Below are 26,630 nucleotides of genomic sequence, written 5' to 3'. Positions count from 1 at the left end.
AAATATCAAGTATATTTTTATATTGAAGCAAAAAAATAAAATATTATTATTTTGGCTATTGCTCACTATAAAATTTATAGATAATTATTCTATACACTCCATTTCGGTAGAAGTCTAGATTTGTTTTCTATATCCAAATTTATAAAATCTATATTAAAAAGCTCGCTTAAATTTCTGTCGGTTAAAATTTCACGAGTATTGCCAAATTTATATCCGTCAATACCGTTTAAAAGCAGTGTCTTGTCTGCCACGGCAAGAGTATGATCGGGATAGTGCGAAGTAAAGATGATACACATTTTATATTCTGTATTTAGCCTTTTTATAAGGTTTAAAATAGCATTTTGATGAAATACGTCAAGATATGAAGTCGGCTCATCCATGATAAGTATTTTTGGATTTAGCACAAGTGATCTTGCGATTAAGACAAGTTGCAGCATTCCTCCGCTTAATTCATCAACATCCAAATTTAAAAAATCTCTAACACCTACTATATCGGATACCTCTTCAACTCTTTTTTTGTCGCTTTTGCTAGGTCTTTGAAATATACCGATATTTGCATTTATGCCCATAAGTATCATATCTTTTACTTTGAAGCTAAAGGCTATTTTTTCGCTTTGCGGAACATATCCTGTTAGTTTTGCACGACTTTTGTTATCGAGCAACGATATATCGTTGTTGTCTATTAAAATTTTTCCACGGTTAGTTTTTAAGATGCCTAAAACTATCTTTAGGAAAGTAGATTTTCCTATTCCGTTTTTTCCTAAAATACCAAGAGTCTCTCCAGAATCTAAACTAAAATTTAGATTTCGTAAAATCTCTTTTTTATCATATGAAAAGCTTAAATTTTCTACCTTTAAGACCATTTCTTGCCCTTTTTAACCATTATCACGCCGATAAGAGGAGCTCCTACAAGAGAGGTTAAAATACTAAGCGGAATTTCCGCCGAGCTAACGCTTCTGGCCACATCATCCGTAAGCATTAGAAAGATACCCCCAAAAATAGCTGAAATAGGCACTAAAGAGGTATTGTCAGAGCCAAATATCAATCTTGTAATATGCGGGACGAGCAGTCCTACCCAGCCTATAATCCCTGCTATGGCTACACTGGTGCTTGTGATAAGTGTGGCAAGAACAACAAATATAAAGCCTAAGAATTTATTTTCGCCAAAAATGCTTGCTTGCTCATTTCCAAGAGATAATATGTTTAACTTCCATCCCATTAGGCTTAAAATAACAAGTCCTATGGTGCAAATCGGAGCTAAAATTATCACATCGTCCCACGATATGGCATTTAGGCTTCCCATTAGCCAATATACTATACTTGGAAGCTTTTCTTCGGTGTCTGCTACGTATTTTACAATGGAAATCAAAGCTTCAAAAATAGCTCCTGTTATGATACCTGCTAAAACCAGCATAAGTTTTGAGTTTTTATTGACCAAAGTGCCTAAGGCATAAGATATCATAACAGCCAAAAATCCAAATATAAAAGCTCCGATTTGCGTGATAAACGGATTTGAAAAGATTAAGATGCAAACTACCGCACCAAATCCCGCTCCGCTTCCTACGCCAAGTATATTTGGGCTAACGAGCGGATTTTGAAACATGGCTTGGAAGATGACTCCTGCTACACTTAGGCTCGCACCGACTAAAAAGGCGACTATAAGCCTTGGCAATCGCAAATCAAAAATAATCGTTTGCAAAGTCTCAAAATCATTTGTGTAGTAATTTCTAAGCTCTTCAAGTGAAATTCGTCCTACAACTAGAGAGAAAACAGATACAAGCGCGAGTAAAAATAGTAAGAAGATATATTTTTTCATTTAGTCTTGAAAAAATCGTAAAATTTGCTATCGCCGTTCATATCAAAGCGTAAAATTTGAGCTATATCGTCATCCTTTAAGTCATACTCATAAAGTATTTTATAGCTTTTTCTCATCTCTTCTACCAAACTCAAATGATTTTGCCCTGAAAAAAGTATGCTAAACCATAGCCATGCAAGGTGTGATTCTCCGGTAGGGGGCTCCCACATATCTCCGCCGATAGGCATTTTATAAACGGTCTTATTTTTTACCGCTTTTACGCTTTTTAAAAGCCTGTCTTGAAAAAAGTCATTTGGGGTCAAATTATCAAAGTTACTAAGAAGGATAATATCCGGATTTTGTGCAATAATCTCTTCTTTATTGATTATCCTAAAGCCATTGAAATTTGCTATATTTTTACCGCCGCTTAATGAAATTTCATAGTCAAAATATGTTTTTTTACCGGCAGCTTCGTAGCTCTTATCTCTTCCAAATATAAACAATACCTTTGGCTTATTTTGAAGACTCTTTACAAATTCTTCTATTTTTGCTCTGGTTTGAGCCCTATTGTTTAAAATTTGCGCTACTCTATCCTCTTTTTCGTAAATTTTACCTAGCATATCAAACCAGAAAAGCGGATCTTCTTCCGTTCCTCTTAGATTTACAAGCGCTACGTTTAGACCTACTTTCTTTAACGGTTCTATAAGCTTTTCTCCTCTCATACCCCATTGGATTACAAGTTCTGGAGAGAGTTTAATAAGCTCTTCCATGTTTGGCATAAAATCATCTCCTATACCTCCAACAGGAATTTTAGAAGAGCCTTTTATCATTTTTGATAGCATTGCGCGATCAATATTTTTTTTAGCCATAGGATGGATAGAAGCTAAGCGAGATGTGTTATTTTCTACACTAAGAGAAAATGAAGCTAGAGGTATCGGAAATAAGGCAACGCTTTTAATGGACTCTTTAAAATAGAATTTATTGCCATTTTGATCTGTAAATTCTACCGCATTTAAAGATAAGCAAAAAGCTATAACTATCGCTAAAATTTTCAAAATCATCCTTTTAGTTGAAAATAGGGCAGGCTTATAGCCTTGCCCTTAAATTTAAAAACTTGCTTTAAATCCAAGCTTGAAATTCCTGCCTGGATTTAAAAGTGGGTTTGTCGCACTTCTTGGCTGCGCTATCGCTTCATAGCTTAAACTCGGAGCATACTCTTTATTTAAAATATTTTCAACACCAAAATTTAGGCTAAGATCTTTAAGCATGCCAAATTTGCCAAAGCTTTTTCTAAAATATATGTTATGCACAAAATATCCGGCTCTTTGCTTTTCCATGCTTTCATCTATGCGCGTTTTGCGTGCAGCCCAATCACCGCTATATTCTATATATGAATTCTTAAGGAAAGTAGGGGAGTATGAAAGTGCTACATGTCCGCTAAGAGGCGCGATCTCAGGCAAAGGCTTGCCGGTGTTTTTATTTTTGCCTCTTGTGTAAGCAAGGCTGGTTTTAAACTCTAAATAATTTAAAACTTTATAGGCTAAATCAAACTCAAGACCGCTGATTTTGGCTCTATTTATATTTTGAGCCTGATAATAAGTCGTTGCGCCTGTGGTCCAGCTTTTTTCTACGATCAAATCTTTATAATCTCCCATATAAAATATCAAATTTGATCTTAGCATTTGGTCGCTATACCTAAGTCCGGCTTCGTATGTTACACCTTTTTCTATTTTTAACTCCGGATTTGGGAGATAAGCTTCAGCTCCGGAAAATGTTAATATAGGAGCTACTTCACCGCTCATAGGCGCTCTAAATGATGTAGAGAAATTTCCTACAAATTCCAAATCTCCAACCAAAGGATAGATAAGACCAAGCCCATAGCTAGCTCTTGAGTCTTTTCTATTATTTGCGTTTTCATATAGTTTTTTTACAGACGGACTCATGCTGCTATCCATATCAAATGAGGTTTTGATATGGTCGTATCTTAGGTTTGCGCTTAAAATGGCTCCATTGTTAAAGCCATACTCAAGCAGGCCAAATCCCGCTACATCAAGCTGCTTAGTTCTGAGTCTATTTCTAAATTTTGGTCCTTTGTTTATACTTTGATAAACACTATCCCAATCTTCATAATAAAAGTCTATTCCGTAGGTTTGAGTTAAATTTTCTCCTATGTATTTTCCTATAAATTTACCGCCATATACTTCAGGACCATTAACGTAGTTATCAACTTGTCTTGGCGAGAATGAGCCTATATACGGTCTTATGTTAAGATGCGTAAAAAGCTCTCTATAGTATAAGCTAGAGTCTAAAATAATTTTGTTATTTATATTGGCATCATAATTAATAGCGATATATTTTTCCCTGAGAGGATCTTCTCTGATATATTTTTGAAATCCTTTTTTGTTCGCTGTTCCTGGAGCTCCTACAGAGGTGCCGACAACACCTCTTTTAGACTCTGTATATCTTGTTACAAGTTCTATTCTGTGATGGTCGGCAAAGCTATATCCACCTTTAAAGTCTAAACTTTTATAACTATAGTTTGTATTATCTATCTTTCCGGCAGGGGTCTTATATTCTTTGCCGTTTTTATAATTTAATCCAAGTAAAGCGTCAAATCCATTTCCGACAAACCCTAGCTGTAGGCGATTTTGTGTCCCTTTATTTACGCTTTGATATTGTGAGCTTATGTAGGTATCAGAGAGTTTAAATTCTCCAAAGACATCTCCACTTGCTCTTTTTGTTACCAAATTTACTATACCGCCAAAGGCGTCTGTACCATAAAGCGTGCTGGCAGGACCTCTTATGATCTCAATTCTCTCTATTTGATCAGGGCTGAAAATAGAATATTCAAATGCTGGCCTACCTCTAAATCTAAGTCCGTCAATAAACATAGGAACTCTATAATCAGACGAGCTAAATCCTCGAACGTTTATAGTTCCTGAGTCCATTCCTTCATTTACCATCGATACCCCCGGTGCCTCGCTGATTAAAGAAGGGACACTAGTGCCGATTTTTCTTTCAATAGTTTCTTTGTTTATTGCCGATATGCTTTTGCTGATTTGATCCATGTTTTGAGAAGATCTTTGAGCTGTTACAGTAACACTATCTAAGGCTTTAAGATCAATATTGTCATTAGCCATTAAAACACCGACAAGAGCAAAGCTTAGCATAACTTTTCTTTGCATAGAAATCCTTTTTAAATAGTAATAAAACGGCTATTCTATCAGAAATGATAATAATATTCAATTGATTTAAATCAATTGAATAAGAGATATAACATCTATAAGAATATGTTTATTTTGCCGCTAAAATTTAGATTTTATCTTTGAGTTTTAAGCAGTAGATATATGAAGTATGGAGCTCCTATAAGAGCTGTTAATATACTCAAAGGAATTTCCGCCATAAAAGCACCTCTTGCTATATCATCTATCAAAAGCAAATAAGTTGCTCCTATTAACGCACTAGCCGGAAGTAAGACTCTAAAATCAGGACCAACAAGCATTCTGGCTATATGCGGAACTATAAGTCCGACCCATCCGACTAGTCCGGCTACAGAAACGCAAGAAGCCGTTAATAAAGTAGAACAGCTAATTGCTATTAGACGTATTTTATTGGCATCTATACCTAGGCATTTTATATCATCGTCATTTAGAGCTAAGATATTTATCCTCCATCTTATAAGAAATAAAGGAACCATGCCTATTAAAAATGGTAGAGTTATGATAAAAATATCATCCATATCCGCAGTCGCCAAGCTTCCCATTAGCCAAAATGTTATAGTAGGCAGCTTTTCATAAGGATCGGCTACGTATTTTATGAGTGAAATCAATGCTTGAAATACGGTAGAGACTAAAATACCGGTTAAAACAAAAACTAAAGTCATGTTATTGCTTTTTGAGACCTTTGTGCTTATGGCGTAAGTTAGCCCCACGGCAAACAGTCCAAATAAAAAAGTCATAGCTTGAGTAGCTACAACCCCAAAAGATAAAACGATCGCCATAGCAGTGCCAAAGCCTGCTCCTGCAGATGTTCCAAGGATATTTGGAGACGCCATCGGGTTTTTAAATATCCCTTGATATATGGCACCTGACACCGCAAGAGAGCATCCAACCATCATGGCAAGCAGAGTTCTTGGAAGTCTTACATCAAAGACAACCGTTTGGGCTATTTGAGGATATGAAGATTTATCTGAAAAAAGTAGATTTAATATATCATATATGCCAAGCTTGTAGTGTCCTATAGTCATAGAAAACAAAAAGACTACAACGGGCAATACTGATATAATAGTAAGCTTAAAAGCAATTGCATTATTGCTAAAAAAGCTTACAGATTCTTTCAAATTTAGCATCTATTACAATACGCCTAAAATTTCATCGCACTCTTCATCGCTTAATTCATACGAGAAAAATTCTTTAGAGAATTTCTTTAACTCATATTTTAAACTAATATCTTTCATGGCATCAGGATAAAACAGTTTTGCCGCCCAAAGCACGGTTAAAGGCTGCTCCATGGTTCTATTCGCCCAAACATGACCAAATACTGGAGTTACGAATACTTTATTATTTTTAACCGCTTTTAAATTCTTAAACCTGGCATCGCTATACGCAAATTCTTTATCGGCCTTAGTTTGAACCAGTAAAAAGTCAGGATCCCATACTAATAACTGCTCTAAAGAGTAGTTTTGAGACTCACTGATTCTTATATCCTTTGATACACTTACTCCTCCGGCTTGTTCTATCCACCACTCGCCTATGATATGGCCAAGCGCTAGTCTTTTTAGAGTAGTATTTAGCGCAGTAACTCTTTTATCTTGTGACACTTTAGATACTGCGTTATTGATTTTTTGAAGCATATCATCAAAGTATTGTGTGTATTTTTGAGCTCTTTGAGGCTTGTTAAATATCTCTCCAAGCAAATTTACTACATCTTTTGCATCTGATGCGTTTTTCCATGTTAAAACAACCGCTTTAAGTCCTTTTGCTTCGGCATCTTGGGCTTGTTTTTTGTTCATTGTAAAAATTACATCCGGATTTACTTTTAGTAGCTCTTCCATTATTATTGAACTCTCGGCATCCTCGACAACAGGTTTTGTTTTAAGCTCCGGGTTAAATTTAAGATGGTATTTCCATCTATCTGTTTTAGAAAATCTTGGAGGAAGAGCGTTTGCTATCTTGTCTCCTTCATCCATCGCAAAAACAAAGCAATTAAGCACTCCAACAGAACCTAGTGTTACTATTTTTTCTATTTTAGTAGGTAGTTCAACCTCTCTATCCGCAAAATCCTTTATCTTTTTTGTTGTACCCGCATTTAAACTAAACGCTAAAGAGACAAATAAAAGCAGCGCTTTAAACACAATCGATTTAAATTTCATCATTTTTAGTCCTTTCTACTTATAACGATCTTTTTTGCATACTTCTTAAAGAAATGATATCCTGAGCCCGCTTCTGCTAAGATATCTAAAAGCTCATCGGGTCTTGTTACATATACCCCGCCTACGTGAGTTGCTCCTCTATCAAACATCGCCTTTGGCAGCATAGATACGGTAGGTCCTACGACTATTACATTTGCGCCCGGTTTTTTCATACTTAAAAGCTCTTCAAGAGTATCGTTTATAAGCGTAGTTCCTGTTATTATAAGATTATCAGCCATAGGTACTACGTTTTTTGCTTCACCGGTAGGCAAATAATGCTTTAGCTCGTTTTCTTTAAGCACACTCTTATCAAGTTCTAAAATATTAAAATTTCTCTCATTTTTTATCATAAACTTCATATAAGGCACTAAAGCACCGACTATAATGCTAAAAGAGTCTTTTGTGATATCAATTTCATCAAACGGATCGGCATCGAATTTTATATTGTAAGATTTTGGATTTGCTTCAAAGCAAGTTTGAGATAGAGCATTTATAACCGCTATAGCAATAGTCTTTTTAAGAACACTGGAGCTTTTTATATCTTTTAAAAAGAAATTTACATTTTTATCTTTTAATCTTCCCGAAAGCGGCATAGCTTCAGCTTGAGAGGGACAGCATACGGCTCCAGGAATATCTTTAAGAGGAGTGTAGCTAATACCGCAAATTCCATTGCTTAGTTTAACTCCAGTAAAAAATAGTCCTATAACTACTCTTTCTACTTTTAAACCTTCTATATCATTGCCTAAAATTTGATGAATTTCTTCTATGGTTTGAGACAAAATTTTACTCATGGGGTCTCCATTGTGGCATCTGTTTTATATACTCTTTGCCTACTTTAAGTTCTACAAAAGCCTCTTCTCCATTCTTTAACGTAGTCTCTTTTGGTACTTTTAGTATCGCATTAGCTTGGCTAACATGAGATATCCGCATCGACTGACCGTTTATGCCCGGCATGTAACAAAGATATCTTTCTCCTTGCCTTACAACCACAACTTGTTGGTAGAAGTCTAAGTCAATCGGGGATCTAAAATCATTCATTAAAGTTACTTTTATAACCGGCGGTTTTTCAATCGGTCTTTTTAAAAACTTTTCTATAAGAGGTTTTAGATACCACTTCATAGTAAGTTCCGCTCCGATAGAGGGACCAACTATACCTAATACCGGCTTACCATTAATCAGTGCAAAATTTGTAGGTTTGGCAGGACCGTGCGCAAGGGAAGAGACTACTATTTCTCCAAGGCTTTCAAATACTTTTGTAGTAAAATCCATAGTTCCCTTGGATGAGCCGCCGTTTAAAATCACTATATCGCTTGAATTAACAGCATCTAGCAAAGTCTGCTTTAAAATTTCTATATCATCAGGAGTTATCGGATATATGTTAGCCTTAGCTCCCCACTCTTTCATATATGCTTTAAAGAGTAATGAGTTAGACTCAATATTTTTACCCTCTTGCATAGGCATTTTAGCATCTATCAGCTCATTTCCCGTAGGTATAAAGGCGACTACCGGCTTTTTTAACACCTCTATCTTTTTAACCCCCGCAGCGCACATCAGGCAAATATGCTCGCCTTTTATTACATTTCCTGCTTTAACCAGCAGCTCTTTTTCTTTTATAAATGAACCTATCTCATTTATATTTCTGCCTCTTTTGTCAGGATTTTTTAAAAAAATAAGTTTTTTATCTTTAAAGGATACATCTTCTATTCTGATTACGGTATCAAATTGATCATCTATACAAACACCGGTATTACTAAAGATATAGTCTTTGCCTTCAATCCAATCTTTTGTCTCTTTAACCGATAAATTATCAAATTTAAAAGCTATTCCGTCAAGCGAGCTTGATTTTCTGTTTGGAACGTTAAATTTTGCAAATACATCGCTTGCCAGAGTTGCATTAAGAGCTTTTTCTATCTTTACTAGCTTCGTTTTATTGCTGAATTTGCAGTGTTTATCCAATATATTTAAAAATTCTTCTCTTGATGGGGGAAACATGTTTTTTCCTAAAATATATATTTATATATAGATAAAATTATTCTACTTAATTTTAGGAAATATTGTCAATATAATATATTAATTTAGTTCAAATAATCAATCAACTTGGCTGTAATCTTTGAGAATGGCAATATGGCATGACCTGAGTTTTTGCTTGCAAATTCTTTTGCATCGGTCTCTAGTGCAAATGGTATCAAGTCATCACCGCTTGCACTAACTATCCTAGAGCCAAAAACATAAAACGCTTCAGAAGCCTCAATAAGCTCTCCTGTTTTAAAGTCGGTAACTAAAAGCCTATTTATAGGCACAAAGTGACGATTTAGCTTGTAAAAGTAGTGAAACATCTGTTTTGATGAGCTAAAAAGGATTTTTTTATTGTCTTTATATTCTATAACGGCTATGAAATTTGGACTTTTAAACACATCTATAAATTTAATAGGGCAGGTTGAGTTTGTATCGGAAAAATACGGATCATTTTTATCAAGCCCATAGGCAAAATTTAAAAACACAATCAGGATAATAGCAATTTTTTTCATTTTGTTCCTTATACTAAATCTTTTTTTGAAAACACATAATACCCAATAAAAAAGCAGAAAATGCTAATTATGATTGAATATCCAAATGTATATATTATAAACATTGTAGGTGTAAATTTATCGAGTATAAAATAGGCAGCAGGGCCTATAACGGCTAAATTAGGATCAAAAAGACTAATGGCCGCTATCCTAAAAAGCTCGATAGGATTTAATAGAGCGATAGCATAGATCGTAGTCTCTCTAATGGCGCTTTTAAGCATTAGACCTATAAGAGCGATGTCTAAAAAAGCTATTAGTATAAGCCAGAGCAAGAAAGCAACGCCTTGACCCATCTCCTGATTTTTTACTATGCTTGAAATTAAAAATCCAAATGATAAAAATACCACACTTAAGGCTAAAAGAAGTAGGGTATAAAAGAAAAATATATCCCACGGAATCTTAGTTCCTTTAATTATGCCTATTAAAACAGAGATAATTAACGCAAAAAGCAGGGGCGTAAATACCACAAAAACTCTTCCTAAGACCTTACCGAAATAGTACTCTTTAAGACTTAGCGGAAAACTCAAAAAATATTCAAGCAGACCGCTTTCTCTATCTCCGCTTATGCTTCTAACTGTTGAAATTAAGATAAATATAGGCACGATGACTATACAAATTTGTATAAAGAGTAGTAACAGTCTGGTAAGGCCTGAAAATCCAAGAACTCTTGAATTAGTAACTCCGCTTACGAAAAATATAGCTATTAACCCTGAAAATATAAGCAAATATACTATAAACCATTTTGAACGAAAAGACTCTATGATGTCTAACTTTGAGATTAAAAGTAAATTTTTCAAGAGGCCCTCCTAGTCTCTTGAACGACAGCTCCAAGATCCATATAAATTTCACGATTTATAAAGCCTCTCATATCAGAAACTCTATGGGATATAAAGATGATAGTTTTTTCTTTTGCAAATTCGTTAAGCAGGGCTAAAAACTGCTCCCTTGCATCGATATCTAAATTTGCGGTAGGTTCGTCAAATATCATGATCTTGCTATCTTTTGCAAAAGCGATGGCGATTAGTAGTTTTTGCTTCATTCCGCCTGAAAGTTTATAAAACGCTTTGTTTAAATTATCTTTTAATTTTAATCCCATTCTCTCGCATATTTGCTCTATATCCTCTAAAGATACCTGAGAGCTTTCACATACAAATTCGCAAAGTTCGCTCAGAGTAAGCCTTAGCGGAGGAGGGGTTTGTGGTACAAAAGATATATTATCCAACGCCTCTTTACGAGATTTTAAAGGATCTGTGCCTAAAATTTTTACATATCCTTTATCTGGTATATATTCGCCTAGGATTACTTTTATTAAAGAGCTTTTTCCGGCTCCATTTTGCCCCAATAAAACAACTTTTTCGTTTTCTAATATCTCTATGTTTATATTTTTTAAAATTTGTTGAGAGCCAAAAGTTTTACTGACATTTTTAATCTCAATCAATCACTACTCCTTGCAAAATTATAAAAGCTTTTTAAGCCCATTATCAAATTTAAGTGCGTCATGATGGCATACATCTACACATCTTCCACAAAGCGTGCAGTCGCCGCCAACTAGCCTAAACAGATCTTTACTATCATCTACCTTTACATTTTTCTTTGTTATCTCAAGAACATGCGGTACGATACAGGTATCAATGCAAACCAAACAATGATCGCATTTTTGCTTATCCCAGCTTATCTTAATGGCGCTTTTTGAGCCTATTATCGAATACGTTGCGCCTATCGGGCAGACATATCTACACCACGCTCTTCTTGAGAAAAATATCTCTACTAGCAAAACCAGCAGCACATACCAAATGGCAGCCGCATATCCATAAATGATAAAGCGTGAAAATATCCCTGTGACGTTAAATATTTCAAAGATTAGTTGCGAGCTGGCAAGGCTTAATGTTACAAAAAAGAAGAAAAATAGATATTTTAATTTCGGATCAAAATTTCGCCTTTTAATAATCTTTTTAGCGGCCAAATTTTCATGAATTTTTTCGCCTATCTCGCCTAGAAGAGTATAAGGACAAACCCAGGAGCAAAAAGCTCTTCCACCAAAAAGTATGTAAAAACCTAAAATCGTCAATGATCCTATCATTAAATTTGTAGGCAATTCATAGGTTGAAGCAACTACTTGAATTGTTACAAAAGGATCTGTTAAATGAAAGCCAAATATCCTAGAACCTGTTATATCACCTTCTAAAATTTGAATATCGACATAGTAACTAAGGACAAATAGCAGATGCACAAGGATTATGATAAAAAATCTATAAGCACGAATACTAAGGCGTTTCTTACCGTTTTCATCCTCCAAAAAAAGGGTGCTAAAAAAAGGAGTTGCTCTAACTGTGCATCTTGTATTAACTTTATCCATTTTTATTTGCCAAATTTTGAAATCTCATCAGCAAGTGATTCAAGCTCACTTTCAGGAGTATTTATCAAAAGTCCTTTCATAAGCGAATTTGGTATCTTGTTTTCTTTATATTCTCTAAGTTTTACTAGCAGTTCTTCTTTACTTTTTCCAGCTATACTTGGAGCTAAAGTTCCTTTGCCATCACTGCCGTGACAAGGCGCACATCTAGTTAAGTAAGCCTGACTAAGACCTTCACTTCTTTTTGTAACTGTATCTTTTAGCTCTTGTATCTTCTTAACCTCTTCGCTGTCTATTAAGCTCTCTATTTTTGTGTTTTGAGTTTGTTTTTTCGGGATTTCTTCTTTGACCATTCTTTGAGTTTTTGCGTCATTATTACTCTCTTCGGTACTAAGCAACATATATCCCATAAGTCCAACGATAGCGACGCTAATGCCAATTATAACGATTTGTCCAATTTTCATTTTTTGCTCCTAAACTGTTCATTAAATTCATCTATCTCTTTTGCCAAACTCATAATCTCTTCATCGCTCATTTGAAGCACTAAATCTTTCATTAGCACATTAACTTTTTCCTTATGTTTATAAGCTCTTATCATATTGTAAATTTCATCTTTGTTTTTTTGTAGCAATGAAGGTCCTATGATACCGTTTGCGTAGTCATCATGACATGCTGAGCATTTTAGTATAAAATTTTTACTAAGCCTCCCTTTTAAAAGTTGTAAATTTATCTTCTCGTAAGGATTTCTAACCATCACTAAAGCACCTATAGCTCTGCTGGTTTCATTCTTATCAAGACCAAAATCAACTTTCTTTTGCCCGTGAATATCATAGCTTATGAACTGGTTTGTATCATTTGGCTTTTCGCCTTTTTTGATACTAATTCCTCCTGAATTTTTTGTCGGTTGCGTAGCTTCTTCATTGACCTTACTTGTATTTTGAATATTTTTTTCAGAACTTTTACTATCTTCGCATCCTGAAAATATTAATGCACAAACAACTAAAATTTGTAAAATTTTATACATTACCCTTCCTTGTAAATTTGACTAAAATTTTTATTAGGTATTATTTTTATTATCTTTGGCGGACAAACTTCGGCACAAACCCCACATCCAACACATTTTTCTTTGATTTGCGGCAAAATTTTACCCTCGTTTATCTCTTTCATACTTATAGCTTCGCTTCCTACCGGACAGAGTATTACGCATAGATCACAAACAGTTCCTAGTCCGCTTTTTATCCTATCTTTTACCGCCTCTTCTCGTTCGTTGCGAGTCTTTCTTTCCAAGCAGGCTGTTACATCGCTTTGTTTTAACTGTTCTTTTTTGAAAGCCAAACAAGCGTTTTGGTTTTCAAGCAGAGCTATTCCCATTTTAACATCACTGATCTGTGTAGTATCGTGATCTAAAGCCCCGCTAGGACAGGCTAAAACGCAAGGAAAAAGATCACACAGATAACATCCTCTGATTTCAGGCTTGATATAAGACGTTCCTACCGAGGTTATGGTGCTTATATCAAGCAAATCAATTGAATGATATGGGCAAACCTGAACGCATTGTCCGCATTTAATGCAAAGAGTTTCAAAATTACTAACGGCTCCCGGAGGTCTTAGATAAAGCTCATTAGCATGGCTACTTGGTAAAATTTTGCCTATACCAAATCCAAGCGCTAAACTAACGATACTAAAAGCCCCAAATTGTCGCCTATTCATAATTTGCCCTCATTTTCGGTCTTTTATCGCTTAACAGCATTTCCGGTTCGGAAAAAGGCGCCAGACGAGCCAAAAAGTTAAGGGCGCTTATTGCTGTTGAGCCATAAAAAAATCTTAAACTAGGAGAGTGCTGCCAAAGTCTATCGGCATAAGAGTAGCTAGCATAGGGCATATCTCCGTATCCATCTTTATCTCTATCAAATCCTTCATAGTCATCAAAGTAGTTCTCTCTCCACTCATTTTCCAGCACTTTTGAATCAGGAGTGTCGTTTATGGCAATCTCCATATTTCCTATCAGATCATTGTTTTCAAATACGCTTTTATGCTGAGTGGCATGAAAATGAACGCCTGTAGTGTTGTATAAAATTTGATTTTTAGAGTATGTGTTTATGGTTCCCGGCTGAAAAGGACTTTGATCGATGTATAGTCCTCTTGCGTTATACATCAAGACATTATTTTCTAGCGTGAAATCGGACGTGTCTTTCATGCCGATCCCCACTCCAAAAGGCCCTGTAGAGTTAGAAACATGGTTATTTCTTACAAGCGAGCCTGAAGAAAACATAAAGAAGATTCCAACGGAGTTAAATTCAAATTTGTTGTTTTCTACTAAATTTTTGCCCGCATACATAAAGTGTAGCGAATATCTCCCGTCTCTACCGTAGTTGTTTTTTATAGTATTGCCGCTTGAATACCATATAACCATATCTCTTGATTCGTAAATATAATTATGCGAAATTTCATTATTGTGGCTATACCAAAGCCTTATAGCATCGCCTCTAAGACCTAGACTAACGGGCTTGGACGTTATGCGGTTATCAACGATCTTTGACTCGTTACACTGCTTAAAATCTATACCGAATAAAGAATTTGATATATCGTTATTTTCTATGCGGACAAGATTTGAATTTTCGCAACTTATGCCTGCATCTATATTTGTGTGGCTGTTGCCGCTATTTTCAATCTTTAAGTTGATCAAAGATACATTTGAGCTTTTTATTTTAATAACGCTTCCTGTTCCGTTGCCTCTTATGACGGCTCTGTTTTTAGCTTGTAAAGTTATTGCTTTGTTTATTACAATGTTTCCTTCGTAAATTCCGTCATCAAGTGTTATTATGTCACCGGGTTCGGCACTATTAATCGCTTCTTGAAGAGGATTTGAGTATAAGAAGTTTAAAAACACTAATAAACAAAGCAAAATTTTAAGCATAGCGACTTCTCTTCTCTCTTAGCTCTTTATTTTTTGAAAATACTGCCAGTATGCAAAATACGCTCATTGCAATCATCGCCCAAAAACCGATAGCAGGATAAGAGTGCGTAGTAAATTGCGCTACTTTACCGTCTCCTAAAACCGTCGGCATAAAAGGCTTGATCTTAAACGCTCCCCACTCTTGCATGTTATGTCCATACCAGTAAAGCCAACCGGCAAATGCCACCATAAATAAAACAGGAGCAATGGTTGGAAGAACCATAAGCAAAGAATGACCTTTACCGTCATAGTATAAAAACGCAAGCATGCATAAAGTAGAAATTAGCAGATAGTAAGGTGCTATGGCACGTTCTACGTTGCCACCGTGCTCCATAGGATACATTCCTATGTAGTGATTTATAGTATTCATTTCATGCACATCACCGCTATAACCATCTACGTGAAAATATACAGGGATTCCGTTTGGAAAGGCCTCTTTTGGATAGTTTGGCGCTTCTAATGCCACATACCAAATAGGAAGAGATGGTGTTCCTATCTCTGCTCGTTGCTCTATCTGCTTTTTAAGGCTTGACGCAACGTCTTTTGGCATTAGGTGATTGTGGTATTGAAACGATGTATAAAGGTCGTAAATTTTATATGTAAGACTACTTAGCTCTTTATTATTTGAAATTTTTGCTTTTGCACCGTGAAATCCAAGCACGGGTATAGTAAAGCATACGGTCATAATAACAAGTGCGATAATAGTATAAATTTTGTACTTACTCATTAAAATTCCTTAAATTTGTTTAGAGCTCTTAAAAAAGAGCTCTAAAGGATTAATTTATAGCCGCGTTTTCATCTATCCATTTGAGGTATTCGATGATATCTTTTATCTCAGGATCGGCCATATGCTGATTAGGCATTCTAAGATTGAAAAAGTTAATCATCGATTTAATGTATTCATCCTCATAGAATTTTGCCGGATCTTTGATGAAGTCAAATACCCATTTTTCGCCGTTTTCATGTCTTAGTAGCACGCCTGTTAGGTCAGGACCTGAGCTTACTTGGCCTATTACGTGGCAACCGTTACAACCACCTTTTAAATAAGCCTCTTCACCTCGTGCAGCAGCAGGACTCATTGGAGTGGCAAGTGCTTTTGTAAGGTTATTTTTCGCTCTTAAGCCAACGTCTGCTGTTTTCACCATGTATTGCCATACTTGATATTCCCATAAAATAGCGTTATTTACATCGCCTTTTTTGTATGATTCATCGGCTTTTGCTTTAACATCTTTGATCTTTGAGTACTGATCAAGCGCGTCTTCTACAAGCTGTTTAACCTCAGGGAATCTCTCGTATTTCTTATCTTGTAAGTATTTAACAACGCTTTGTATAACATCGTCTGTAGCCTTGTTTGTCGCTATAACTTTGTCATACTCCGCCTTAAGAGCTTCAGGGCTTAAAGTTTTTAGCTTGCTTGCCTTTACGGACTCATATTTTTTATTTGGATCTTTGACATACAAATAGCCCATCATCTCTAAGTGAAGCGCTGAACAAAATTCGGTGCAGTAATAAGGAAATACACCTTCTTGATCGGCCACAAAGCTTACGCTGGCGGTTTTGCCGGGCTCGACTGAAGCATGAACGTTGTACATATCAACAGCAAATCCGTGTGTTTCGTCTTGAGCACGCTCTAGGTTTGTTAGGTAAATAGTTACATTATCTCCTTTATTTACTTCTATGTGTTCGGGATTTATATGGCTTCTTACCATTGTTGCATATACTTTTACATCTTTTCCGTTGCGCTCAACTCTTTCTTGTCCGGCTAAAGTCATAGCCTCGTGCTGCTCTCCTGTTCTGGTGTTTGTACCCATTTTATAAGTCATAGCAGGTTTTAGTTTGCTTGCTGCAATTGAAACAACATCGTGAGGTTCGCCAAGAGGAATTGGCATATCGTAGATTAACTCCATTTTAGCACCGGTTATATCTATAAGCTGGTGGTTTTGAGGATGAAGAGGTCCTACAGGGTTAAATCTATCAATTGAAAGCTTATCAAGCGCTATGGCGTATTTGCCTTTTGGCTTAGATGACTTACCTTCCATGGTATCAAGGTGTCCTATATTATAATGGACATTTACTCTGTCTAATGCTTTTAAATTTTTATAATCCCATTTGACAATTTGTGAATCAACGTAAAGTGATGTATATACAATTCCGTCTTTTTCATCATAAGAGTTATGGAGTGGTCCAAGGCCAAGCTCAACTTGTCCGTGAAGACTCTTTTTCATGTCTAAAATAGGTATTCCAAAAGGATCGGTTCCGGCATACTCTTTTTTATCGATTAGCTCTTTGATCTTTCTAAAATCATAAACAGAAGCGTGCGTATCAAGCTTTCCGCCTATGATAATATATCTTCCGTCAGGGCTTACGTCAACTCCGTGAGGAGATTTTGGCTCAGGAATTAAAAATAGGGCATTGTTTTTAACTGCTACTTCAATAGGAACAACTCTGTGATTATTTATAACTTTATAATTCTTCTCATCTTGAACCAGCTTTTCTAAAATTTGCCAGTTATATACGTGAAGATAGTCGGTATCGTTTCTACTCATTCCCGCTTCAAAAGGAGGAAGTCCTTTTTCAATACCGCCTGTATACATCTCTGAGTTAAAGCTATTTGTAAAGCCCCAGCCCATAGATTCGCCCTTGCCGGCATCGCTTAGATCTTGCATATAAGGAGGAAGCTCAAGAGTAAAAGAGGCTTTTTCATCTATCTTGCCTTTTGGATAATCAAACTTCCAGAACGTAACCGCTCCTCGGTATACAGATTCGTATTCCTCTATCGGATGGTATTCATTGTCAAACGGAGCCGCATATTGGCTAGCTTCTATTACGTATTCGGTATTTGGAGTAACGAAGCTGCCTCCGTGCTCGCTTTTAATTACCGGATTTACTACGATTTGAGTCGTTTCAAAGTCGTGCAAATTTATAACAGCTATTCTTGGATTTGCCTTATCGTTTATAAAGAGATAGTCTCCAACGTATTCTCCGTTCTTCTCGGTCAAAGCAGGGTGGTGAGTATCGCCCCATGTTATCTGTTTACCACGCATCATTCCACCGGCTAAAACTTTTTTAGACTCTTCATCATAGCCATATCCTTGCCAAGGCTCAGGCGTGAAAACACCTATATATTTATAGATCCTCATTGAAGGAACTCCATAAACTAGCACTTGGCCGGATTGGCCACCGGAAGAAAATACGATATATTCGTCCTTTCTTCCGCTCGGTTGGTAAGTTTTAGCTGCTGAAAGAACGTCTTTTTCGCTAAGATTACGTTCTTTCATAATGCTTTGCAAATCATTTGCGCCAAACATACAACTAGTAGCCATGCTAAGTCCGGCAATCGTTATAATGCTTGATTTTAAAATTTTTTGCATATTGCACTCCTTTCTTGAAATTTGAAATTTATTTTTTATTGCTTATAGTTTTAATGCGCCCATCCCAAGATAGGCCAAAAATTCCAGAATCTTTATCAAAAAATAAAGCTCTGACTCTATCGTTAAAAAGTTTAAATTTTTGTTCGATTTTAAAATTTGTGTCGCTTTGGATGATTGAGCCTTCTCCGTCCCCAAAGTATATTTTGTCTTTTTCTAAAGCTATGCTGTCAATCTGTTTTTTAGAAATTTTATGTAGCTTGTTATCGTTTAAATCAAGCACGCTACCGTCTTCTAGCCCTAAAAGCAAAGAGTTTTTGTCTTTAATAAGTTTGGAAGATAACGCCCTTGCAGGAAGCTTTGATAATTCTTGCAGTGTTTTGTCCTTTAAATTTAGTTTATACACGCTTCTATCCCAGCAAGCTATATAGGCAAAGTTGTTTGCAATTTCTAAAGTTGTGACTTTTGATAATTTCTTTAGATCATCTAATATTTGCAAAATATTGCGCTCCATATCGTAAATTATAAATTCGTTCTTGTTACTTATCGCATACAATAGCTTATTTGCTATATGTAAATTTGTTATAGTGTTTTTTGGTTTTATATTGCTAGATTTGATAACTTCACTATACGATGAAAACCTATCATCAAATTTAACTATATAACCATCCTCAAATCCCGCATACAATACTTGATCTTCAAAATACAATGCGGTTATCTTATTAAAGTCCGTTTTTATGCTACTTATAACTCTTTTTTCATCTAAATTGACGATACTTAGAGTATTTGTTGTGTCAAAAACCGCTAAATTTCTACTACTCTCACTATATGCGTAAGAATTAAAATAAACATCTTTAAAATTTATATCTATTCCGACAGAGAGCGCAAAAGTGCAGTTTAATAATATTAAAATAATATATCTCATAAAAATACCGCTTAATTATTAATTTATTTAATATTATATATTTTGCTTTGATAATCATAGCTACATAATTTAAAAAATACATTGATTTTAATCAATTATATAGATAAACTAAAATATAATTAATCTTTATATTACTTTTTAAAAATATTTTTATTTTATTTTAAATAGGAAATATGTCTAATCTGTTCATAAACTTGATTTTGTGGGTATTTTGTATATTTCATAATAGGCGTAACTTTTGTTTCACCCTAAAATAACAGATTAGATAAAATAATTTATTATAATATTTTTTAATATTGTATTTCTGTTTTAAATTTAATTTATTGCATTTAAATAGGATAAAAAATATCTTTTTTGTTGATGTATATCATCGTCTCAAATTTTTTAATCAGATAAACTTACTCTTATTTTATTATAAAGGAGCAAGTATGGGCGAATACAAAAAGTATTGGTTAGCGCTGATCGGCGTTTTGATCTTTGCCTTTGGCATTTTAGGCTACTATGGAGTGGAGGTTTATAGACAATCACCACCCATAGTTAGCTTCGTAGATGATGAAGGAAAGGTGTTTATAGAGGAGGAGAGTATCTATAAGGGTCAAGAGGCGTGGCAGAGCATAGGAGGTATGCAGCTTGGCTCAGTTTGGGGGCATGGGGCTTATCAGGCGCCTGATTGGAGTGCGGATTGGCTGCATAAAGAGCTTGTGGCGTTTTTGGACATAAAGGCAAATAAGCTCTACAACAAAAAATATGACGAGCTAAGCGATGAGAAAAAGGCGGAGCTTAAGGTAATGCTTAAAAAAGAGTATCGCACAAATACTGTTAAAAACGATACTATAGTTTTAAGTAAAGATAGGATTAAAGCCATAGATACGGTAAGGCAGGAGTATCTATCTCTTTTTGGAGATGATCCTAAATTTGATAAGCTAAGAGAAGCTTACGCGATGAAGACAAATACGCTTCCGGCCCTGCAAAATCGCAAAGAGCTAAACGACTTCTTCTTTTGGACGGCTTGGGCGACGGCTACAAATCGCCCAAATAGCGATGTGACATATACGAACAACTGGCCGCATGAGCCTTTGATAGATAATGTTCCAAGCAGTGAAAATATATTCTGGTCGGTTGCAAGTTTTGTTATATTGCTAGCCGGTATCGGATTTTTGGTGTGGTTTTCATCTTTTTACGGAGCTAAAGAGGATGAAAAGCTTGAAGCCATCACTCAAGATCCGCTTAAAAAGCTTGAGCTAACCCCTTCTCAAAAAGCGCTTCCGAAATATCTCTTTGTCGCGGTGGCGCTCTTTGTATTTCAGTTTATGATGGGCGGATTTGTGGCTCACTATACGGTCGAAGGGCAGGAATTTTACGGTATTGACGTATCTCAATACATCCCTTACTCGCTAGCTAGAACTTGGCATATACAAGCTAGTATCTTTTGGATAGCTACGGGATTTTTGGCTGCGGGATTATTCTTAGCTCCTATCATAAACGGAGGAAAAGATCCTAAATACCAAAAACTAGGCGTTGATCTTTTATTTTACGCACTTTTATTCTTGGTTGTAGGCAGTTTTGCGGGACAATATCTAGCTATCGCAAACATAATGCCTATAAATTTAAGCTTCTGGCTTGGGCATCAAGGGTATGAATTTATAGAGCTTGGAAGAATTTGGCAGATAATTCTCTTTGTAGGACTTGTTATATGGATGGTGCTTTTGCTTCGCGGCTTTGTGGGCGGATTTAAAGCCGGCGGAGATAAAAATTTACTCGCTATATTTGCAGCTTCTGCCATAGCCGTAGGGTTGTTTTACGGAGCGGGGCTATTTTACGGTCAAAGAAGCCCGATTCCTGTTATGGAGTACTGGCGCTGGTGGGTGGTTCATCTTTGGGTTGAAGGATTTTTCGAGGTATTTGCTACGGCTTCGTTAGCTTTTGTCTTTGTTAGTCTTGGGCTTGCTTCAAAGAAAATGGCTACATTTGCAACGCTTGCAAGTGCGAGTATATTTATGATAGGAGGAATTCCGGGAACTTTCCACCACTTGTATTTTTCAGGAACTACGACGCCTATAATGGCTGTTGGAGCTAGCTTTTCGGCTCTTGAGGTAGTGCCTTTGGTGCTGCTTGGATATGAGGCTTTCCAGCACTATAGGATGCAGTTTGCTCAAACATGGGCAAAGACGCTTAAATGGCCGCTTTACTGCTTTATCGCCGTTGCGTTTTGGAATATGCTAGGTGCGGGCGTATTTGGATTTTTGATAAATCCTCCGATAGCTTTATTTTATATCCAAGGGCTAAATACAACTCCTGTTCACGCACATGCGGCGCTATTTGGCGTGTATGGATTTTTAGCGCTTGGCTTTATTTGGCTGGCCGCTATTTATATCTATAAGGATAAAGAGTTTAACGATACTCTTATGAAGGTTGGATTTTGGTCACTAAACTGGGGACTTATGCTCATGATCTTAACCTCGCTTTTGCCTATAGGAATTTATCAAGCCGTAGCAAGTCTTGAAGTGGGTATGTGGTATGCAAGAAGCGCTGAGTTTTTGCAAAGCGAACACCTTCAAATGCTAAGATGGATAAGGATGATAGGCGACACGATATTTATAGTGGGCGGAATTTGCTTCTTTATACAAATTTGTAAATTTATATTTGGTAAGCCTGCGCTTAAGGCTTAAAATTAAAACCGACCTCTAAAATGGGGTCGGTTATAAAATTTGATATTTATTGTTTTTTACTAAATTGCCTAATATAGATATGTAAGATGTCGATAGCTGCCGGCGTAATGCCTGAAATTTCACTTGCTGCAAAGAGAGTAGGCGGCGCAAATTTCTCAAGCTTCTCGACTACCTCATTACTAAGTCCGCTGATACCGCGGAAGCTAAAGCCTTCAGGGATTTTAACGCTCATCATATCTTTCATCTTGTCGATCTGATTTTTTTGCTCGTTTATGTAGTGCTTGTATTTGCACTCGATCAAAATTTGCTCCAAGCTAGCTTCGTCTAAATTCTCAAAAAATTCATCTAGTTTTCGCAGCTTTTCTTCGGTAAAGCTCTTTCTGGCAACTATCTTTTGAAGCGTTATTTTTTCGCTGATGATATCTTCATCTAAGCTTGCAAGCATGGCTAAATTTTCTTTTGACGGAGTTAGTTCGCGACTCTCTAAAATTTCAAGTCCGTTAGCCAAATTTGTCTTTATGTTTTCTATCTTTTCATAGGTTTTTTCGTCTATTAGACCAAGCTCGCGCCCGTAAGAACCAAGTCTTAAGATTGCGTTATCCTCGCGCAAAAGCAAGCGGTATTCGGCGCGGCTTGTAAACATTCTATAAGGCTCTTTTGTACCTTTTGTAACCAGATCATCTATCATTACGCCGATATACGCTTCATCGCGGCGCAATACCAAAGGCTCTTTTTCTTCTAAGCTTAAAACAGCGTTTATGCCTGCCATTAGCCCTTGCGCGCCTGCCTCTTCATAGCCTGTAGTGCCGTTTATCTGACCTGCTAAGTAAAGCCCCTTTATCTTTTTGGTCTCTAAGCTGTGTTTTAGCTCGGTAGGCTCGACGTAGTCGTATTCGATAGCATATCCGTGGCGAACTATGCGAGCTTTTTCAAAGCCTTTTACGGAGCGCAGCATCTTAACTTGCACCTCGTAAGGAAGGCTCGTTGAAAAGCCGTTGATGTAGTATTCGGTCGCTTCAAGTGTTTGAGGCTCTATGAAAAGATGGTGGCGCTCTTTATCGGCAAAGCGATTTATCTTATCCTCTATGCTTGGGCAGTATCTTGGCCCAACCCCTTCAATCTGTCCCGTAAAAAGCGGTGCTTTGTCGAAATTTGAGCGGATAGTTTCGTGTGTGATGTCGTTTGTATAAGCGATGTAGCAAGGCAGCTGAGTAGGGTTAAAATTTTCGGTTCTAAAGCTAAACGGCTTTGGATTTTCATCCCCGCCTTGCTTTTCAAGCACGCTAAAATCAATCGTCTTAGCATCTATCCTTGGACAAGTTCCCGTTTTTAGTCTGCCCATTTTAAGCCCTAAGCTTGCAAGACTTGAGCTTAAATTTGTAGAGCTTAGCTCGCCAACGCGACCTGCTTCAAGCTTGTTAAATCCCACGTGAATAAGCCCGTTTAAAAAAGTTCCCGTTGTGATTATGAGCTTTTTGGTGTGATAGGTGTTATCAAGGTGAGTTTTTACGCCTGTTATCTCGCCGTTATTAGTTAAAATTTCGGTTGCTATCTCTTGAGAAATTTCTAAATTCGGCGTATTTAAGAGCAAATTTCGCATATACACACGGTATCTATCCATATCGATCTGCGCTCTTGAGCCACGAACCGCAGGGCCCTTGCTCTCATTTAACACGCGAAACTGAATTCCCGTAGCGTCCGTTGCAAGCCCCATAGCTCCGCCTAGTGCGTCTATCTCTTTTACAAGATGGCCTTTTGCCAGTCCGCCGATTGCGGGATTACAGCTTGCTGCACCGATTTGCTCTGCTAAAATTGTTATAAGAAGTGTTTTTTTGCCCATTTTTGCAGCCGCCATACACGCTTCAATGCCCGCATGACCGCCGCCGACTACGACTACATCATAATTATCCACTAAATTTGCCTTTTAAAAATAAGGGGGATTTTAACTAAAAACTTATAAAGGACAGCTGATTAAGATTGTATAAAATTTTAGTTATAATTTTATAAAAATTTATTAGTTTTTTAATATCTGTCAAATTTTTGGAGTTAAATTTAGTGCTAGAAATTTTAAAATCAAAAAGCGTTTTATATGCAGAAGATGAGCCAAGTGTCGCAAACGAGGTTATAGTTCTTTTGAATATGTTTTTTAAAGAGGTTTTTTATGCAAAAAACGGGAAAGAGGTTTTAGAAATTTATAAAGAAAAAGCCCCCGATATTTTGTTGCTTGACGTATCTATGCCTGTTTTAGACGGACTGGAAGCGCTTAAAGCTATAAGAAAAAACGATAAAGATACCGTTGCCGTTATGCTTACCGCTTTTGATGATAAAAGCACTCTTTTAAGGGCTGTAGAGCTAAATATAACAAAATTTTTAGTAAAGCCTTTTAATAAACAAAATTTTATATCTATGCTTGAAAGTTGTGCTAAAAAATTTAGTCCAAAAGATATAAAAATAGATGAAATCCACACTCTATCGCTTGAAAATATGACTATACAAAGCGAGCAAAATTTAGACATAAAGCTTACTAAAAAAGAGTTTTTACTGCTTAAGTTTATGCTTGAAAATAGAGGCAGAGTTTGTCAATTTGATGAAATTTTAAATGCGGTTTACGAGTATGATAAGGGTAGCAAAGACAGCTTAAAAGCTATAATTAAAGAGCTAAGGAAAAAATGTGAATTTCTAGCTCTTGAAAACTCTTTCGGGCTAGGGTATATACTTAAGTGAAGCTATCTATAAAAATTAAAACACTAAGCGTTGTTTTGGTTATTTTTATGATGTTTTTATCGGTATTTTCATATCTTCGTTATGAAAACATGAAGAGCATAAGTCAAAATAACATACAAACTACAAATTTTAGACTTCAAAATCTAATCAAGCGCAACATATCTAGCCTTAATGAGTTTTTACATAATAGAGCCGAAGCCAATTTCAACTCTACAGGTGTTAGGCATGCCTTGAGAAATTCTCTTTCAAATGAGCTTTACGCGCTTAGTTTAGGTAGGTATAAAATTTTGTCCAAAGAGAATATTTTTCTAAAACAGATGGCGTTTTTTGATAATAATTTTAATCTCGTAACAAAGATGAACGATAGTATAAATTGGCCTATGATAAAGGGATGGAATGATGGATTTTATCTATATAAAGATGAGGTTTTGTTTATAAGCTCTACAAAAAATGAGGATGGATATCTTGTTTTTATTTTTGACGCAAGGCATTTTTTGGATCTTATCGAAAAAGAGGGTTATATCAAGGCTAAATTTGTTCTTGATTCCGAGCTTAATAGTTTTAAGAAGGCTAAAATAGGCATACTTGATAGAGTGTCAAATCCGTTTTTATCTTTTGAAAATTTATATATGTTTGAAGATAAACTTACTTTGATGCATAAATTTAATATAGATTTTTTGGATAGCAAAAGCGGATATATCGTAGTTTTTGAGGATATGTCAGCACTAAATAAAGATATAAAAAAGGCTTTTTACGTAACTGTTGGCGTTGGGTTTATTATGTTTGTGAGTGCTTTTTTGATACTTAATTACGCTTTTAACGTTTTGATTAAAAGGCTTGAGATAAGCGAGTGCAGTTTAGCCTTTGCAAATGAAAATTTAAAAAACGAGGTAAAAACCCAAACCGAGCAGATCATACAAAAAGAGCGAGTTATGATACATCAAAACCGCTTAGCAAGTATGGGTGAGATGCTCTCAAATATCTCTCATCAGTGGAAGCAGCCTCTAAGCGCACTTTCTGCAATCATCACAAAGCTTGATCTTATGAATGACGTGAGCGAGATTAAAAGAGAGGATTTGAGAGAAAATTTGAGCAGGTCTTCACAGATAATTGATTTTATGTCAAAAACAATCACTGATTTTAAGCTATTTTTTGCAAAAGAGAGTGAAAAAAGAGTTTTTAGTATCAAAGAAGAGTGCGATAAGACTATAAATCTTGTAAGTGCGCTTTTAAGCTCAAAGTCAATAGATATCAAAAGAGAGTATAGGTCAAATTTTGAAATTTTAGGCTATGCCGGGGAGTTTTCTCAAGTAGTCTTAAATCTTATCACTAACGCCAAGGATGCTATCTTGCAAAATAGCGTGGTAGATGGAATTATAACTATTAGCATTTATGAAGATGAAAAATTTGTAAAAGTGAGTGTAAAAGATAACGCAGGAGGCATTAAGGTTGAACCGATAGATAAAATTTATGAGCCTTATTTTAGCACCAAAGACAATAAAATAGGCACCGGAATAGGACTTTATATGAGTAAAACAATTATAGAAGAGCGATTTGGCGGCACTTTAACCGCTGGAAATTTAGACGGCGGTGCAATATTTGAGATAATTTTGCCTAAAACCTCTTAAATCTCCCTATTTTCTCCCTAATTCCAATTATAATTTTTGAAATTTGATTTCAAGGAGGACGTAGTGGAGTTTTTAACACTTGTTATTATTACTATTTGCATGTATCTGCTGATGTTTAAGCCTGAGCGAGAGAAGCTTGCTTTTGGAATGTTTGGGGCGGCTACTTTTATCCTTGTAGGAATGTGGTTTGTTACCACCTTTGGCTCCATCTTTGGCAACGGAAACTACTAGGAGG

At 36.1% G+C, this 26,630-nt stretch carries 24 protein-coding genes; 4 read left to right on the top strand and 20 right to left on the bottom strand.

What is annotated here, in order from left to right:
- Positions 1-89 precede the first annotated feature (89 nt).
- From CDOMF_RS08785 to CDOMF_RS08695, 19 genes are all read right to left on the bottom strand, one after another.
- A complete protein-coding gene (locus CDOMF_RS08785; protein ID WP_260951607.1) occupies positions 90-863 on the bottom strand; it encodes an ABC transporter ATP-binding protein in 774 nt (257 codons plus the stop codon).
- A complete protein-coding gene (locus CDOMF_RS08780) occupies positions 854-1,816 on the bottom strand; it encodes a FecCD family ABC transporter permease (RefSeq protein ID WP_260951606.1) in 963 nt (320 codons plus the stop codon). The genes CDOMF_RS08785 and CDOMF_RS08780 overlap by 10 nt, the downstream gene beginning before the upstream one ends.
- Positions 1,813-2,850, bottom strand: coding sequence for an ABC transporter substrate-binding protein (locus CDOMF_RS08775; RefSeq protein ID WP_260951605.1), 1,038 nt, complete (start codon positions 2,848-2,850; stop codon positions 1,813-1,815). Before CDOMF_RS08775 ends, CDOMF_RS08780 begins: the two co-directional genes overlap by 4 nt.
- A gap of 51 nt (positions 2,851-2,901) precedes the next feature.
- Complete coding sequence (locus tag CDOMF_RS08770) at positions 2,902-4,980, bottom strand: TonB-dependent receptor (protein WP_260951604.1); 2,079 nt, start codon at positions 4,978-4,980, stop codon at positions 2,902-2,904.
- Between the two features lie 134 nt (positions 4,981-5,114).
- Positions 5,115-6,143, bottom strand: coding sequence for a FecCD family ABC transporter permease (locus CDOMF_RS08765; RefSeq protein WP_260951603.1), 1,029 nt, complete (start codon positions 6,141-6,143; stop codon positions 5,115-5,117).
- Positions 6,144-6,146: 3 nt separating this feature from the next.
- A complete protein-coding gene (locus CDOMF_RS08760; RefSeq protein WP_260951602.1) occupies positions 6,147-7,169 on the bottom strand; it encodes an ABC transporter substrate-binding protein in 1,023 nt (340 codons plus the stop codon).
- Between the two features lie 2 nt (positions 7,170-7,171).
- Positions 7,172-7,996, bottom strand: coding sequence for a DUF364 domain-containing protein (locus CDOMF_RS08755; protein ID WP_260951601.1), 825 nt, complete (start codon positions 7,994-7,996; stop codon positions 7,172-7,174).
- Positions 7,989-9,197, bottom strand: a complete 1,209-nt coding sequence (locus CDOMF_RS08750; protein ID WP_260951600.1) for a molybdopterin molybdotransferase MoeA — start codon at positions 9,195-9,197, stop codon at positions 7,989-7,991. The genes CDOMF_RS08755 and CDOMF_RS08750 overlap by 8 nt, the downstream gene beginning before the upstream one ends.
- An 83-nt stretch (positions 9,198-9,280) precedes the next feature.
- Complete coding sequence (locus tag CDOMF_RS08745; protein WP_260951599.1) at positions 9,281-9,733, bottom strand: nitrous oxide reductase accessory protein NosL; 453 nt, start codon at positions 9,731-9,733, stop codon at positions 9,281-9,283.
- Positions 9,734-9,741: 8 nt separating this feature from the next.
- Positions 9,742-10,569, bottom strand: coding sequence for an ABC transporter permease (locus CDOMF_RS08740; protein ID WP_260951598.1), 828 nt, complete (start codon positions 10,567-10,569; stop codon positions 9,742-9,744).
- Positions 10,566-11,210: an ABC transporter ATP-binding protein gene (locus tag CDOMF_RS08735; RefSeq protein WP_260951597.1), complete on the bottom strand. Its 645-nt coding sequence runs from the start codon at positions 11,208-11,210 to the stop codon at positions 10,566-10,568. The genes CDOMF_RS08740 and CDOMF_RS08735 overlap by 4 nt, the downstream gene beginning before the upstream one ends.
- 18 nt (positions 11,211-11,228) lie before the next feature.
- On the bottom strand, positions 11,229-12,128 hold the full coding sequence (locus CDOMF_RS08730; RefSeq protein ID WP_260951596.1) for a NapH/MauN family ferredoxin-type protein: 900 nt from the start codon (positions 12,126-12,128) through the stop codon (positions 11,229-11,231).
- A gap of 2 nt (positions 12,129-12,130) precedes the next feature.
- On the bottom strand, positions 12,131-12,589 hold the full coding sequence (locus CDOMF_RS08725; protein ID WP_260951595.1) for a c-type cytochrome: 459 nt from the start codon (positions 12,587-12,589) through the stop codon (positions 12,131-12,133).
- Positions 12,586-13,149 (bottom strand): c-type cytochrome, encoded by a 564-nt coding sequence (locus CDOMF_RS08720; RefSeq protein WP_260951594.1) that lies wholly within the window; start codon positions 13,147-13,149, stop codon positions 12,586-12,588. Before CDOMF_RS08720 ends, CDOMF_RS08725 begins: the two co-directional genes overlap by 4 nt.
- Positions 13,149-13,835, bottom strand: coding sequence for a 4Fe-4S dicluster domain-containing protein (locus tag CDOMF_RS08715; protein ID WP_260951593.1), 687 nt, complete (start codon positions 13,833-13,835; stop codon positions 13,149-13,151). Before CDOMF_RS08715 ends, CDOMF_RS08720 begins: the two co-directional genes overlap by 1 nt.
- Complete coding sequence (locus CDOMF_RS08710; protein ID WP_260951592.1) at positions 13,828-15,042, bottom strand: nitrous oxide reductase family maturation protein NosD; 1,215 nt, start codon at positions 15,040-15,042, stop codon at positions 13,828-13,830. Before CDOMF_RS08710 ends, CDOMF_RS08715 begins: the two co-directional genes overlap by 8 nt.
- Positions 15,035-15,808, bottom strand: a complete 774-nt coding sequence (locus tag CDOMF_RS08705) for a cytochrome C (RefSeq protein WP_260951591.1) — start codon at positions 15,806-15,808, stop codon at positions 15,035-15,037. The genes CDOMF_RS08710 and CDOMF_RS08705 overlap by 8 nt, the downstream gene beginning before the upstream one ends.
- A gap of 49 nt (positions 15,809-15,857) precedes the next feature.
- Positions 15,858-18,452 (bottom strand): Sec-dependent nitrous-oxide reductase, encoded by a 2,595-nt coding sequence (gene nosZ / locus CDOMF_RS08700; protein WP_260951590.1) that lies wholly within the window; start codon positions 18,450-18,452, stop codon positions 15,858-15,860.
- A 28-nt stretch (positions 18,453-18,480) separates the two neighbouring features.
- Positions 18,481-19,374, bottom strand: a complete 894-nt coding sequence (locus CDOMF_RS08695; RefSeq protein ID WP_260951589.1) for a hypothetical protein — start codon at positions 19,372-19,374, stop codon at positions 18,481-18,483.
- Between the two features lie 428 nt (positions 19,375-19,802).
- On the opposite strand from CDOMF_RS08695, the gene CDOMF_RS08690 reads away from it, so the two are divergent.
- Positions 19,803-22,043: a nitric-oxide reductase large subunit gene (locus tag CDOMF_RS08690; protein ID WP_260951588.1), complete on the top strand. Its 2,241-nt coding sequence runs from the start codon at positions 19,803-19,805 to the stop codon at positions 22,041-22,043.
- Positions 22,044-22,089: 46 nt separating this feature from the next.
- On the opposite strand, the gene mnmG is transcribed toward CDOMF_RS08690, so the two are convergent.
- Positions 22,090-23,898 carry a tRNA uridine-5-carboxymethylaminomethyl(34) synthesis enzyme MnmG gene (gene mnmG, locus CDOMF_RS08685; RefSeq protein WP_260953173.1) on the bottom strand — a complete coding sequence of 603 codons (1,809 nt, stop codon included), beginning with the start codon at positions 23,896-23,898 and terminating at the stop codon, positions 22,090-22,092.
- A 185-nt stretch (positions 23,899-24,083) separates the two neighbouring features.
- Between mnmG and CDOMF_RS08680 the strand changes: the two genes are divergently transcribed.
- The 3 genes from CDOMF_RS08680 (at position 24,084) to CDOMF_RS08670 (ending at position 26,626) form a co-directional block, all read left to right on the top strand.
- A complete protein-coding gene (locus CDOMF_RS08680) occupies positions 24,084-24,767 on the top strand; it encodes a response regulator transcription factor (protein ID WP_260951587.1) in 684 nt (227 codons plus the stop codon).
- Entirely contained in the window at positions 24,764-26,395 is a 1,632-nt protein-coding gene (locus CDOMF_RS08675) for a sensor histidine kinase (RefSeq protein ID WP_260951586.1), read from the top strand. Before CDOMF_RS08680 ends, CDOMF_RS08675 begins: the two co-directional genes overlap by 4 nt.
- 63 nt (positions 26,396-26,458) lie before the next feature.
- Positions 26,459-26,626, top strand: a complete 168-nt coding sequence (locus CDOMF_RS08670; RefSeq protein WP_169972802.1) for a dihydroneopterin aldolase — start codon at positions 26,459-26,461, stop codon at positions 26,624-26,626.
- Positions 26,627-26,630 lie beyond the last annotated feature (4 nt).

Source organism: Campylobacter sp. RM16187, assembly GCF_025319965.1.
Classification (GTDB): Bacteria; Campylobacterota; Campylobacteria; order Campylobacterales; family Campylobacteraceae; genus Campylobacter_A.
The sequence above is the reverse complement of the archived record's forward strand: the minus strand, read 5'-3'. Positions and strand labels throughout refer to the sequence as shown.

Bases quoted from the DNA above. Each gene is read 5' to 3' on its own strand.
- CDOMF_RS08785 (WP_260951607.1), bottom strand. From the start codon at position 863: ATGGTCTTAAAGGTAGAAAATTTAAGCTTTTCATATGATAAAAAAGAG.
- CDOMF_RS08780 (WP_260951606.1), bottom strand. From the start codon at position 1,816: ATGAAAAAATATATCTTCTTACTATTTTTACTCGCGCTTGTATCTGTT.
- CDOMF_RS08770 (WP_260951604.1), bottom strand. From the start codon at position 4,980: ATGCAAAGAAAAGTTATGCTAAGCTTTGCTCTTGTCGGTGTTTTAATG.
- CDOMF_RS08765 (WP_260951603.1), bottom strand. From the start codon at position 6,143: ATGCTAAATTTGAAAGAATCTGTAAGCTTTTTTAGCAATAATGCAATT.
- CDOMF_RS08760 (WP_260951602.1), bottom strand. From the start codon at position 7,169: ATGATGAAATTTAAATCGATTGTGTTTAAAGCGCTGCTTTTATTTGTC.
- CDOMF_RS08755 (WP_260951601.1), bottom strand. From the start codon at position 7,996: ATGAGTAAAATTTTGTCTCAAACCATAGAAGAAATTCATCAAATTTTA.
- CDOMF_RS08750 (WP_260951600.1), bottom strand. From the start codon at position 9,197: ATGTTTCCCCCATCAAGAGAAGAATTTTTAAATATATTGGATAAACAC.
- CDOMF_RS08745 (WP_260951599.1), bottom strand. From the start codon at position 9,733: ATGAAAAAAATTGCTATTATCCTGATTGTGTTTTTAAATTTTGCCTAT.
- CDOMF_RS08730 (WP_260951596.1), bottom strand. From the start codon at position 12,128: ATGGATAAAGTTAATACAAGATGCACAGTTAGAGCAACTCCTTTTTTT.
- CDOMF_RS08725 (WP_260951595.1), bottom strand. From the start codon at position 12,589: ATGAAAATTGGACAAATCGTTATAATTGGCATTAGCGTCGCTATCGTT.
- CDOMF_RS08720 (WP_260951594.1), bottom strand. From the start codon at position 13,149: ATGTATAAAATTTTACAAATTTTAGTTGTTTGTGCATTAATATTTTCA.
- CDOMF_RS08715 (WP_260951593.1), bottom strand. From the start codon at position 13,835: ATGAATAGGCGACAATTTGGGGCTTTTAGTATCGTTAGTTTAGCGCTT.
- CDOMF_RS08710 (WP_260951592.1), bottom strand. From the start codon at position 15,042: ATGCTTAAAATTTTGCTTTGTTTATTAGTGTTTTTAAACTTCTTATAC.
- CDOMF_RS08705 (WP_260951591.1), bottom strand. From the start codon at position 15,808: ATGAGTAAGTACAAAATTTATACTATTATCGCACTTGTTATTATGACC.
- nosZ (WP_260951590.1), bottom strand. From the start codon at position 18,452: ATGCAAAAAATTTTAAAATCAAGCATTATAACGATTGCCGGACTTAGC.
- CDOMF_RS08695 (WP_260951589.1), bottom strand. From the start codon at position 19,374: ATGAGATATATTATTTTAATATTATTAAACTGCACTTTTGCGCTCTCT.
- CDOMF_RS08690 (WP_260951588.1), top strand. From the start codon at position 19,803: ATGGGCGAATACAAAAAGTATTGGTTAGCGCTGATCGGCGTTTTGATC.
- mnmG (WP_260953173.1), bottom strand. From the start codon at position 23,898: ATGGCGGCTGCAAAAATGGGCAAAAAAACACTTCTTATAACAATTTTA.